The sequence below is a fragment of the Streptococcus sp. 27098_8_186 genome, from assembly GCF_041432055.1.
GTDB lineage: Bacteria > Bacillota > Bacilli > Lactobacillales > Streptococcaceae > Streptococcus > Streptococcus dentalis.
On record NZ_JAPVYV010000004.1, the window covers coordinates 74,925 to 86,678 of the forward strand.

The 11,754-nt window shown below is 42.1% G+C and carries 12 protein-coding genes; 8 read left to right on the plus strand and 4 right to left on the minus strand.

Annotated elements, in window-relative coordinates; genetic code table 11:
- Positions 1–110 precede the first annotated feature (110 nt).
- Positions 111–1,133: a YdcF family protein gene (locus O3602_RS05425; RefSeq protein ID WP_371611310.1), complete on the plus strand. Its 1,023-nt coding sequence runs from the start codon at positions 111–113 to the stop codon at positions 1,131–1,133.
- A 47-nt stretch (positions 1,134–1,180) separates the two neighbouring features.
- Here O3602_RS05425 and O3602_RS05430 read toward each other — a convergent pair whose 3' ends face one another.
- Positions 1,181–1,735: a GNAT family N-acetyltransferase gene (locus O3602_RS05430; RefSeq protein ID WP_061455550.1), complete on the minus strand. Its 555-nt coding sequence runs from the start codon at positions 1,733–1,735 to the stop codon at positions 1,181–1,183.
- A 95-nt stretch (positions 1,736–1,830) separates the two neighbouring features.
- Between O3602_RS05430 and O3602_RS05435 the strand changes: the two genes are divergently transcribed.
- Positions 1,831–3,174, plus strand: a complete 1,344-nt coding sequence (locus tag O3602_RS05435; RefSeq protein ID WP_061455549.1) for an MATE family efflux transporter — start codon at positions 1,831–1,833, stop codon at positions 3,172–3,174.
- 72 nt (positions 3,175–3,246) lie between these two features.
- Here O3602_RS05435 and O3602_RS05440 read toward each other — a convergent pair whose 3' ends face one another.
- Positions 3,247–4,917 carry a formate--tetrahydrofolate ligase gene (locus O3602_RS05440; RefSeq protein ID WP_371611311.1) on the minus strand — a complete coding sequence of 557 codons (1,671 nt, stop codon included), beginning with the start codon at positions 4,915–4,917 and terminating at the stop codon, positions 3,247–3,249.
- A 175-nt stretch (positions 4,918–5,092) separates the two neighbouring features.
- Here O3602_RS05440 and O3602_RS05445 point away from each other — a divergent pair, with 175 nt between their 5' ends.
- From O3602_RS05445 to O3602_RS05470, 6 genes are all read left to right on the plus strand, one after another.
- Positions 5,093–5,770 carry a phosphopantothenate--cysteine ligase gene (locus tag O3602_RS05445; RefSeq protein WP_371611312.1) on the plus strand — a complete coding sequence of 226 codons (678 nt, stop codon included), beginning with the start codon at positions 5,093–5,095 and terminating at the stop codon, positions 5,768–5,770.
- 10 nt (positions 5,771–5,780) lie between these two features.
- On the plus strand, positions 5,781–6,320 hold the full coding sequence (coaC, locus tag O3602_RS05450) for a phosphopantothenoylcysteine decarboxylase (RefSeq protein WP_151379071.1): 540 nt from the start codon (positions 5,781–5,783) through the stop codon (positions 6,318–6,320).
- Positions 6,317–6,877, plus strand: a complete 561-nt coding sequence (locus tag O3602_RS05455) for an ECF transporter S component (protein ID WP_049484044.1) — start codon at positions 6,317–6,319, stop codon at positions 6,875–6,877. The genes coaC and O3602_RS05455 overlap by 4 nt, the downstream gene beginning before the upstream one ends.
- 150 nt (positions 6,878–7,027) lie before the next feature.
- The gene (locus tag O3602_RS05460) at positions 7,028–8,743 is read left to right on the plus strand and encodes a phospho-sugar mutase (RefSeq protein ID WP_151379070.1); all 1,716 of its coding nucleotides are present in this window, start codon (positions 7,028–7,030) and stop codon (positions 8,741–8,743) included.
- A 46-nt stretch (positions 8,744–8,789) separates the two neighbouring features.
- Positions 8,790–8,975, plus strand: coding sequence for a hypothetical protein (locus O3602_RS05465; protein WP_371611313.1), 186 nt, complete (start codon positions 8,790–8,792; stop codon positions 8,973–8,975).
- A gap of 25 nt (positions 8,976–9,000) precedes the next feature.
- A complete protein-coding gene (locus O3602_RS05470) occupies positions 9,001–9,348 on the plus strand; it encodes a thioredoxin (RefSeq protein WP_371611314.1) in 348 nt (115 codons plus the stop codon).
- A gap of 27 nt (positions 9,349–9,375) precedes the next feature.
- Here O3602_RS05470 and mutY read toward each other — a convergent pair whose 3' ends face one another.
- Positions 9,376–10,530 (minus strand): A/G-specific adenine glycosylase, encoded by a 1,155-nt coding sequence (gene mutY / locus O3602_RS05475; RefSeq protein WP_371611315.1) that lies wholly within the window; start codon positions 10,528–10,530, stop codon positions 9,376–9,378.
- Between the two features lie 246 nt (positions 10,531–10,776).
- Positions 10,777–11,751 carry a phosphate acetyltransferase gene (gene pta, locus O3602_RS05480; RefSeq protein ID WP_371605250.1) on the minus strand — a complete coding sequence of 325 codons (975 nt, stop codon included), beginning with the start codon at positions 11,749–11,751 and terminating at the stop codon, positions 10,777–10,779.
- Between the last annotated feature and the right edge of the window lie 3 nt (positions 11,752–11,754).

Below are 11,754 nucleotides of genomic sequence, written 5' to 3' on the forward strand. Positions count from 1 at the left end.
TTCTCAATTGGCAGTTAAAGCTTTTAACAACATTGAACGATTGTGGAGTTCATAAGCACCTTTTAGTCAATTGTGTTACAATTGAACTACTACTACATTTAGGAGTCATCATGTTTCTCTATCTATTCTGGTTGGTTCCAGCTACTATCTTTTTATTTTTCTTTATGAACGACCGCAGACGACTGATCAATGCTTACCTCTTTTCAATAAGTTTCGGCCTTTTCCTCCTAATTTCCGCCCTTCTACTAGTTGTTCGTACGGAGCTCTGGTTTAACCAAAAGGTTGCCATCATTATCTTTTCAGTACTTGCTGTCCTTGTTTTACTCAGTATTATTTTCTCAACTGTTTTTCTTCTTTTTAACGGCCGGCAAATGATATCTTTTGAAGGCAAAAGATTGGCAAACCTCCTCTCACTCCTATATGGGATCTTTATTATCGGCACCTTGGCGCTTCATTTCCTTCCTTATTTCCCAGGAAAAGACCTCTTGATTTATCCAACAGACTTTGCCCTCTTTTACTCGACTTTTCTTTATCTTTCTTATGTTTTATATGGGACTTTTTGCAATTACTTGCCCGTTCGTAAAGAGCCTGATGCTATCATCGTCCTTGGCTCCGGTCTAATCGGGGATAAAGTACCACCACTTTTGGCCCAGCGTCTAACTAAAGCAAAGACTATCTATGAGCAGTTCGAGGGACGATCAAAACTAATTGTTTCTGGTGGACAAGGTGCTGATGAGTTAACCTCAGAGGCGGAAGCTATGGCAAACTACCTGATGGAACAGGGGGTACCAAAGGATGCTATTCTAATCGAGAATCGTTCTCGAACGACTTTTGAGAATCTGACCTTTAGCAAGGCTATTCTTGAAGATCAGGGACTAGGAAAGAGTGTCCTTGTGGTGACCAATTCCTTTCACGCTCTTCGGGCTGGTGTCATTATGAGACGATTAAAAATCCCTGGACGCAGTGTCTGTTCAAAAACAGCTTTTTATTATCTCCCATCGGCTTGGATCCGAGAGACGGTTGGGCTAGTTTCTCTCTATTGGAAATGGCATGCTGCTTTCTTAGCTTTTCTATTTCTGCCTTGGTTCTTTTCACAAATCATGAGTATCGTGAACTATTTCTTTATTTACTAACCAAAAAAGTTCTCTGCAAATTAGCTGAGAACTTTTTTATATCATGTCTAATGATCACTGAAGCGTCGGTATTCAATACGGAAATCAAAGTAATTCTCTGCTTGCAGTTTATGGAAGATGTCCCGATAAGCCTCTTCATCAAATTGATCGCCTCGATAAAGAATCTCAAAACTCAGATCATCGTATTCTAAAAAAGCATTAGCAGTTTTAAATCCATTTCGCTTATAGAAATCCATCCGAGACTGACGCTGCTCTATATTGTCGCATTCTTCATCTAAACGTTCCACTTCAAGAATCATGGTCCTTTGGTAAAATTCCACCAATTTTTCAATGATTTCTTGACCATATCCGTGGCTTCTTAAATGTGGCATAATGGCAAAAAAACTGACATAAAAAGCTTTCTGATTATAGATTGAAAAAGCAAATCCGACAAATTCTTCCTCGTTATAAAAAGCAAAGAAATTGGCATCGTCATTGTCCGTATAACGTAAAAATTCTGACAAAGGAACACGCTCTTCTTCTGGAAATGCTTCGATATTCAGCCTTTCGACCTTATCCAGATCTGGAAACGTTTCAGTGATTAATTGGCTCGTTAAGCTCATAAGGCCTCCTTTTCTGACACGATTATATCAAAAAATGTAAGGGGATTCAACTACCGATGCTTGTCGCTAGTTACTGAAGTTGGTATAATGGCACTATGAAAAGAATTCAACGTGTGGACCTCATAGATGGTCCTATTTTACCTACTCTTTTAAGTTTTGCCTTTCCTATTCTTTTATCCAATATCTTCCAACAACTCTACAATACTTCGGATGTCATGATTGTAGGACGATTTTTAGGTCAAAAATCATTGGCAGCCGTTGGGGCGACCTCTGCTATTTTTGATTTGATTGTTGGATTTGCTGTCGGTGTTGGAAATGGGATGGGCATCATTATCGCGAGAAATTATGGAGCTAAAAACGATGACCAATTACGAAAATCTGTCGCAGCAACTGCTGTTATTGGCGGCATCCTCAGTCTCTTCGTGATATCTATTGGTGTTGTGGGTCTTTATCCCCTTCTCCAGTTTTTAGGGACCCCACCAGCTATTATAGCTCAGTCCTATCTCTATATCTCCACTATTGTCAATGGTGTAGCTGTGACCTTTGCCTATAATCTTTGTGCCGGACTTCTGAGAGCGGTTGGCGATAGCTTAGCGGCACTCTACTTCTTGATTATCGCTGCCGTTCTCAATATTCTTCTTGATCTTTATTTTATTACCCAACTCCATCTCGGAGTCCAATCCGCTGGGATTGCGACTATTATTGCGCAAAGTTTTTCTGCACTTCTTTGTTTCTTTTATATTCGCAAAAAAGTGCCTTTCCTCCTGCCAAATCGCAACGATTTTGTTTGGGATCAAAGACTCTATCAAGACTTAATCAGTCAGGGATTGACCATGGGGCTCATGTCTTCCATTGTCTCTATCGGAACAGTTATCTTACAATCAGCTATCAATAAGCTTGGAATGACCATCATAAGTGCTCAAATCTCAGCTCGTCGGATCATGTCCTTTGCCCTCCTGCCAATGGCTGCTATTTCCACTAGTATGACGACCTTTACCTCGCAAAACTTTGGTGCTAAACGCTTTCGACGGATTCAAAAAGGGGTCAAACAAGCTTGTCTTCTCTCCTTCGTTTGGTCGATCATTGTTGCCATCCTCCTCTTCTTTACAAGCCCGTTCTTAACAAACCTCATATCTGGATCTAGCGATCCTAACTTGATCGCAAATGCCAGTCTCTATCTGCAAATCAGCTCCTGCTTCTATCCGGTCTTAGGATGCCTCTTGATTTTAGGGAATTCCCTCCAAGGTATTGGTAGAAAATTGACCCCTTTGATTTCTAGCTTTATCGAGTTAACAGGAAAAATTCTCTTTGTACTTTTCATTATCCCTCATACAGGCTATATAGGAGTCATTCTTTGCGAGCCTCTCATTTGGGTCCCAATGACCCTCCAACTTTGGTTTACCTACCACAAAGCCAGTCATCAGCTTCTTGCACCATAGCATTCGACGAGTACATAATAAAACAACTTCTGCTCATTTGAACAGAAGTTGTTTTTTGTCATCAGACGTCTATTAGAACAAGCCAATAGCTGTTCCATCAGCAGCCACATCCATATTTAAAGCAGCTGGACGTTTTGGTAAACCAGGCATGGTCATGACATCCCCAGTCAAAGCGACAATAAAGCCTGCTCCCAATTTTGGAACCACTTCACGGATAGTGATTTCAAAGTTTTCAGGAGCTCCCAAGGCATTTGGATTATCAGAGAAGCTATATTGTGTTTTGGCCATACAGATTGGCAACTTATCCCAACCATTTTTCACGATTTGGGCAATTTGTGTCTTAGCTTTCTTCTCAAAGTTTACCTTGCTACCACGGTAAATTTCTGTAACAATCTTTTCAATTTTTTCTTCAACAGAAAGGTTGTTATCATACAAGCGTGTGTAGTTAGCTGGACTTGTTTCGATGGTTTTAACCAAGGTTTCAGCAAGGTCAACTCCACCGTCCGCACCATTCGCCCATACACTCGCAAGCTCAACTGGCACCTCAATTTCAGCACACAATTCTTTCAAAGCAGCAATTTCTGCTTCTGTATCTGTGATAAATTCATTGATAGCAACCACTGCAGGAATGCCAAACTTACGGATATTTTCAACGTGACGTTTCAAGTTGGCAAAACCAGCACGAACAGCCTCTACATTTTCTTCAGTCAAAGCATCCTTGGTCACTCCACCGTTCATCTTAAGAGCACGGAGAGTCGCAACAATCACAACCGCATCTGGTGATGTAGGCAAGTTTGGAGTTTTAATATCAAGGAATTTTTCAGCTCCAAGGTCAGCCCCAAAACCTGCTTCTGTAATCGTATAGTCAGCTAAATGAAGAGCTGTCGTCGTTGCTAATACAGAGTTACATCCATGGGCGATATTGGCAAATGGACCACCGTGAACAAAGGCAGGTGTACCATAGATGGTTTGAACCAAGTTTGGCTTGATCGCATCTTTGAGGATCAAGGCAAGAGCCCCTTCTACTTCTAAATCACGGACATAAACTGGACTACGATCATAGCGGTAACCAATAACAATGTTGGCCAAACGACGTTTCAAATCTTCAATATCTGTCGCCAAGCAAAGGATGGCCATGATCTCAGAAGCAACGGTAATATCAAAACCGTCTTCACGCGGAATCCCATTTAAAGGACCGCCAAGACCGACAGAAACATGACGAAGAGCGCGGTCATTCAAGTCCACTACCCGTTTCCAGATAATCCGACGTTGGTCAATTCCAAGCTCATTTCCTTGGTGCAAATGATTATCAATCAATGCTGAGAGGGCGTTATTAGCCGTTGTGATCGCATGCATATCCCCTGTGAAATGAAGGTTGATGTCTTCCATCGGTAGAACTTGGGCATAGCCACCACCAGCAGCACCACCTTTAATCCCCATAACCGGACCTAAAGAAGGTTCGCGAATGGCAATCATGGTTTTTTTACCGATTTTATTCAAAGCATCTGCTAGACCAATGGTAATGGTTGATTTCCCTTCTCCAGCTGGAGTTGGGTTGATCGCAGTGACTAAGATAAGTTTTCCTACTGGATTTTTCTCAACTTCACGAATCTTATCAAAGCTCAATTTTGCCTTGTATTTTCCATAAAATTCAAGATCATCGTCAACCAAACCAATTTTCTTAACAACGTCCACAATCGGTTGGAGTTCAATGCTTTGAGCAATTTCGATATCTGTTTTCATAAGGGACTCCTTTATATTTGATAGATCTATTATACCTAAAATTCGCGAAAATAACATAGTTTTTCCACCTTTTGAATCTAACGTTCGTTTTTTATCTAAATTCTATGGCTACACATAGCTAATCCTAATAGCTTCGGAACTTTACTTACGTATCTTTTTTGTGTAAAATAAGCATATGCATATTTTAATTACATCAGGCGGAACGAGCGAAGCCATTGATAGTGTTCGTTCGATCACCAATCATTCCACCGGGAGCCTAGGGAAAATTCTTGCAGAAACGGCTCTTGCAAAGGGATATCAGGTGACCTTGATCACAACGCCTTCTGCGCTTAAACCCGATCCTCACCCACACCTTCGTCTTCTATTGGTCAAGAATGTCGAAGAACTTCTCACACAAATGAAAACGGAAGTCCCTCAACATCAGGTTTTGATTCACGCTATGGCTGTTTCAGACTACACACCTGTTTACATGACAGGCCTTGAGGAAGTTGAGAAGGCTCAAGACCTTCATACCTTTATCCATCGCGAAAATCAGGAAGCTAAAATCTCTTCCAAAGAAGAATACCAAGTGCTCTTTCTAAAGAAAAATCCCAAGATTATCTCGCTCGTCAAAGAATGGAACCCTGCTATTCAACTGATCGGCTTTAAGCTATTAGTCGACGTTTCTTCTGAAGAGTTGATCCAGGTGGCGCGTGAAAGCCTCGTTAAAAATCATGCCAGCATGATCGTTGCCAATGATATGACCAAGATTCAGAATGGTCAGCATCAAGCCTATCTAGTGACAGATGATCAGGTCCTAGAAGCTTCTACGAAAACAGAAATCGCAGAGGCTATCCTACGTTATATCAAATAAAAAGGAACATATGACACACATTACTTTAGCGGTTACCGGTAGTATTTCCGCCTATAAAGCTGCTGATATTACCAGCCAACTAACCAAATTGGGCTTTGAAGTGAAGGTCCTCATGACTCCTTCAGCCCAAAAATTTATTACCCCTTTAACCTTGCAAGTTCTTTCAAAGAATCAAGTGGGGCTTGATGTTATGATGGAAGACGATCCACAGCGGATCGAGCACATCGACATTGGGAAAGAAACTGACCTCTTTCTTGTCGCGCCGGCCAGTGCCAATACCATTGCTAAATTGGCTATGGGACTTGCAGATAATATGGTCACAAGCACAGCTCTAGCCTTGCCTCAAAGGACAAAAAAATTACTGGCCCCTGCTATGAATACAAAAATGCTAGAACATCCCGCTACCCAACGAAATCTAAAGCTCTTACAAGACTATGGTTACCAGATGATCCAACCTCGTGATGCTGTTCTTGCTTGTGGGGACAAAGGTGCTGGAGCTCTAGCGACTGTAGAAACTATTGTTGAAGCTGTTAAGGAGAATTGTTTATGAGAAAGTCATCTTCTATTTCACGAATTGCCATCTTTTTTGCGGTTATGATTACCATTCACTTTGTGACATCCTTCATTCTGCAATTTGTTCCATCAGGAATTCAACCAACCTTGGTTCATATTCCTGTCGTGATCGCCTCTATCATATACGGTCCACGGATTGGAGCTATCTTAGGACTCCTCATGGGACTCTTTAGCCTCACTATGAATACCTTGGTTTTAACACCAGCCAGCTATCTCTTTAGTCCCTTTGTCCCTCACGGGAATCTCTACTCCCTTATCATTGCCATAGTCCCTCGGATTCTCATCGGGGTAACCCCTTACTTCGTCTATCGTTGGATTCGCAATCGTACTGGACTTGTGATCGCTGGAATTGTCGGCTCTATGACCAATACTGTTTTCGTTCTAAGTGGGATTTACTTCTTCTTTGGTAACAGTTTTGGAGGGGGGATTCAACATTTCCTAGCCTTGATTGTATCTACCAACTCTCTCATCGAAGTCATTGCGACAGTACTCATTACCAGTGCAGTCGTTCCATCTCTTGAAAAATTAAAATAACCTTTCAAGCCAAGACCAATTTATCTTGGCTTTTTTTGATGGTGAATTAGCTTTATTTTTTTGAAAAGATTTACAATTATCGCTAGAATTTTCTGAAAAAATTTGCTATAATGTAAGCGATTAAATTATAAGCAAAAAGGAGACGCTTGCATGACCTATCAAGAAAACTACCAAAAATGGCTCGACTTTGCTGAATTACCAGCTTACCTTCGTGATGAGTTGGTCGCAATGGATGAAAAAACAAAAGAAGATGCCTTCTATACCAACCTAGAATTCGGTACAGCTGGTATGCGTGGATTAATCGGTGCTGGTACCAACCGTATTAATATCTATGTTGTTCGCCAAGCAACTGAAGGGTTGGCCCAATTAATCGACTCAAAAGGTGAGGAAGCGAAGAAACGCGGTGTTGCGATCGCCTACGACAGCCGTCACTTCTCTCCTGAGTTTGCTTTTGAATCAGCTCAAGTTTTGGCTGCTCATGGCATCAAATCTTATGTATTTGAAAGCCTTCGTCCAACACCTGAATTGTCATTTGCTGTTCGTCATCTCCACACATTTGCTGGGATCATGGTAACAGCTAGCCACAACCCAGCTCCATTTAACGGATACAAAGTATACGGTGAAGACGGTGGACAAATGCCTCCAGCAGATGCTGATGCATTGACAGATTACATCCGTGCTATCGAAAATCCTTTCACTGTACAATTGGCTGACCTTGAAGAAAGCAAAGCTAACGGCTTGATTGAAGTTATCGGTGAAAACGTCGACGCTGAATACTTGAAAGAAGTGAAAGGCGTTAACATCAACCAAGACTTGATCAATGAATACGGACGCGACATGAAGATTGTCTACACTCCACTTCATGGTACTGGTGAAATGTTGGCTCGTCGTGCTCTTGCCCAAGCTGGATTTGAAGCTGTTCAAGTTGTTGAAGCTCAAGCTGTTCCAGATGCTGACTTCTCAACTGTTAAATCTCCAAACCCTGAAAACCAAGCTGCCTTTGCTCTTGCTGAAGAACTTGGTCGCAAAGTAGACGCTGATGTATTGGTTGCAACTGACCCAGATGCTGACCGCCTTGGTGTTGAAATCCGCCAACCAGATGGTTCTTACCTCAACCTTTCTGGTAACCAAATCGGAGCGATCATTGCTAAATACATTCTTGAAGCTCACAAAACAGCTGGTACCCTTCCTGCCAATGCTGCTCTTTGTAAATCCATCGTATCAACTGAGTTGGTGACTAAGATTGCAGAAAGCTATGGCGCAACGATGTTTAACGTCTTGACTGGTTTCAAATTTATCGGTGAAAAAATTCATGAATTTGAAACACAACACAACCACACTTACATGCTTGGTTTCGAAGAAAGCTTCGGTTACCTGATCAAACCATTCGTACGTGACAAAGATGCTATCCAAGCCGTTCTTATCGTCGCTGAAATCGCAGCTTACTACCGCTCACGTGGTATGACTTTGGCAGATGGTATTGAAGAAATCTACAAACAATACGGCTACTTCGCAGAAAAAACCATCTCTGTTACCCTTTCAGGTGTGGACGGAGCTGCTGAAATCAAGAAAATCATGGATAAATTCCGTGGCAATGCTCCTAAACAATTTAACAAGACAGACATTGCTAAGACAGAAGACTTCTTGGAACAAACAGCTACTACTGCTGACGGCGTTGAAAAATTGACAACTCCTCCAAGCAACGTGCTTAAATACATCTTGGCTGATGATTCATGGTTTGCCGTTCGTCCTTCAGGTACAGAACCAAAAATCAAATTCTACATCGCTACAGTTGGTGAATCTGAAGCAGATGCTAAAGAAAAAATTGCGAATATCGAAGCAGAAATTAATGCATTTGTAGGCTAAAACACGAGGCTGGGACAAAAGTCCTAGCCTCTCAATTATTTTTGGATTGTCGAGCAAGACGCAGTGGTTAAATGGACTCTACTACGCTGATTTCATCAGCTTTTATAGCCCTACTCAACTGTGCGGAGGTGGGACTACGAAATCGAATTCTAACGAATTACCGATTTCTGTCCCACTCTCTCTTTCTTTCGTAGCAAATACCAGCGATTTTATAGAAAATATGGCATACTAGACATAGAAGAAAGCGAGGTAATCTCATGGAACAATTTTTAGAAGATATTAAAGATCTTGAAGTGACAACTGTCGCGAGTGCGCAAGAAGCGATCGATCAAAAAGAAACAGCAACCTTCTTTATCGGACGCAAGACTTGTCCTTACTGCCGGAAGTTTGCTACTAAGTTAGCAACTGTCGTAGCTGAAACAAAAGCTCATATCTACTTCATCAATAGTGAAGAACCAAGTCAGCTAGATGCATTACAAGCCTTCCGCTCAACTTATGGCATCCCAACTGTCCCAGGATTTTTACATATCGAATCCGGTGAAGTCACTGTTCGTTGCGACTCATCTATGTCTGAAGAAGAAATCAAAGCATTCGCTCATTTATAAAAAAATTAGCTAGAGAATAATCTCTAGCTATTTTTCATTTTCCGAAAAAGTCGTCCAAATCTTCTGCTGAGGTTTAGCAAAAGGATAGTCCGAAAATTCTTCTGGTGTTAACCAAACCGTCGATTCACTTGCTAACTCTTCACCTTCTTTTACCAGACCATATCGGATCTGAACCTGCCACTTGCGATGCGAAAAGACATGCTGGACGATAGGATAAGATCTATCCTGCCAATCAATGGCCAAGTCATAGTCCTGTTCAAAGGAGAGAATTTCTGGGTTGCTCTCTGCTTCCCCCTTCCCATCCAATAGAGATAATTGGCCTAGGTTCAAAGAAAGGCTATCCACTTCGATCAAGGGGAAATGCCAGAAACCTGATAAAAGCCCCTCTCGCTCATTTTTCTCCAACAAATAGCGGCCTTGACTATCCTTGATAATAAAGGCTGTGAGATAGACAGGTACAGGTTTCTTCTTAGGAGCCTTAATGGGATAGCGATCCATGGTCCCATGTTGGTAAGCCGCGCTAAATTCCTTAACAGGACTCTCTTCGGGACGTGGATTGACTGGTGATTCAATATCGGAGCCCAAATCCATCAAAGCCTGATTGAAATCACCAGGACGAACCGGATCGATCAAGATTTCCATCATGGCTTGAAAAATCTTGCGATTAGTTGGAACTCCGATATCGTAGTCCACCTCAAACAAGCGGGCTAGAACACGCATGACATTGCCATCTACTGCTGGCTCTGCTAATCCAAAGGCAATACTAGCAATCGCACCAGCTGTATAAGGCCCAATTCCCTTCAGTTGAGAAATAGCTTCATAGCTTGATGGAAACACTCCTCCGTGATTTTCCATTATCTGCTGGGCAGCTTTCTGCATATTTCGAACACGTGAGTAATACCCCAAGCCTTCCCAAGCTTTTAAGAGTTTTTCTTCAGGGGCTTGAGCCAAATCAGCGACCGTCGGAAACCAATCTAAAAAGCGCTCATAATAAGGAATCACCGTATCGACACGTGTCTGCTGGAGCATAATTTCTGAGATCCAAATTTTATAAGGATCCTGGGTCCTTCTCCAGGGGAGATTCCGTTTATGGGCATCATACCAGGCTAATAACTTTTCTCGGAAAGAGGCGATTTTTTCCTCCTCCCACATGGTAATCCCGTAATCTTTTAAATCTAACATATTCCTAGTATACCATATAATGAGTTAGAGTTTAGAAATTCTGTTTTTATAAAGAAAAAGAGGCTGGGACAAAAGTCCTAGCCTCTCAATTATTTTTAGATTGTCGAGCAAGATGCAGTGGTTGAGTGGGCTCTACTACGCTGATTTTATCAGCTTTTACAGCCCTACTCAACTGTGCGGAGGTGGGACGACGAAATCGAATTCTAACGAATTACCGATTTCTGTCCCACGCTCTAAATGTATTTCTTATTGTTCCACAGCTTGAGCTGCTGTAATCAGGGTCAATTTGTAAACGTCATCTGCATTACATCCACGAGAAAGGTCGTTGACTGGTTTGTTCAAACCTTGCAAAACTGGACCTACCGCCGCAAAGCCACCAAGACGTTCTGCCATCTTGTATCCAATGTTACCTGCCTCAATACCAGGGAAGATAAAGACATTGGCTTGTCCTGCCACCTTGCTTCCTGGAGCCTTCAAGGCTGCAGTTGCTGGGACAAAGGCTGCATCAAATTGCAATTCCCCATCAATTTCAAGGTCTGGACGAAGTTCATGAGCGAGTTTAGTCGCTTCCACTACTTTATCAACACTTTCACCGAAACCAGAACCTTTTGTTGAATAGCTCAACATGGCGATTTTAGGATCAATCCCAAACATCTTGGCTGTGATAGCAGAGTTGATAGCAATTTCAGCCAAGCCTTCAGTATCTGGATTGATGTTGATGGCACAGTCCCCGAACAAGTAGCGTTCAGATCCACGAACCATGAGGAAAGCCCCTGAAGTCCGTTTGACATTTGGACGAGTTTTGATAATTTGCAAGGCCGGACGAACAGTTGCGGCAGTCGAATGAATCGCACCAGATACCATCCCATCAACGATTCCCATGTGAACCATCATCACACCGAAATAGTTAACGTCGTCTTTCAAGACTTGACGCGCTTCTTCTTCTGTCATTTTGCCCTTACGACGTTCTACCAAGGAAGCTACCATTTCTTCAAAACCTGGATAAGAATGAGGATCGATGACTTCATATCCATCCAAAACCCCTTCAATTTCAAGATAAATCCTAATTTTATCCGGATTACCAAGCAAGACAGGGGTTACCTCTGTCTCGTTTACAATACGTTTTGTCGCTTGGAGAATACGAGGTTCTTCACCTTCTGGTAATACAATACGTGCATTCTTACCAACGAGGTTGGCTTTGAGATTTTCGAAAACTTCCATGAG

Coding starts and splice junctions, on each gene's coding strand:
- O3602_RS05425 (WP_371611310.1), top strand. CDS start 111: ATGTTTCTCTATCTATTCTGGTTGGTTCCAGCTACTATCTTTTTATTT.
- O3602_RS05430 (WP_061455550.1), bottom strand. CDS start 1,735: ATGAGCTTAACGAGCCAATTAATCACTGAAACGTTTCCAGATCTGGAT.
- O3602_RS05435 (WP_061455549.1), top strand. CDS start 1,831: ATGAAAAGAATTCAACGTGTGGACCTCATAGATGGTCCTATTTTACCT.
- O3602_RS05440 (WP_371611311.1), bottom strand. CDS start 4,917: ATGAAAACAGATATCGAAATTGCTCAAAGCATTGAACTCCAACCGATT.
- O3602_RS05445 (WP_371611312.1), top strand. CDS start 5,093: ATGCATATTTTAATTACATCAGGCGGAACGAGCGAAGCCATTGATAGT.
- coaC (WP_151379071.1), top strand. CDS start 5,781: ATGACACACATTACTTTAGCGGTTACCGGTAGTATTTCCGCCTATAAA.
- O3602_RS05455 (WP_049484044.1), top strand. CDS start 6,317: ATGAGAAAGTCATCTTCTATTTCACGAATTGCCATCTTTTTTGCGGTT.
- O3602_RS05460 (WP_151379070.1), top strand. CDS start 7,028: ATGACCTATCAAGAAAACTACCAAAAATGGCTCGACTTTGCTGAATTA.
- O3602_RS05470 (WP_371611314.1), top strand. CDS start 9,001: ATGGAACAATTTTTAGAAGATATTAAAGATCTTGAAGTGACAACTGTC.
- mutY (WP_371611315.1), bottom strand. CDS start 10,530: ATGTTAGATTTAAAAGATTACGGGATTACCATGTGGGAGGAGGAAAAA.
- pta (WP_371605250.1), bottom strand. CDS start 11,751: ATGGAAGTTTTCGAAAATCTCAAAGCCAACCTCGTTGGTAAGAATGCA.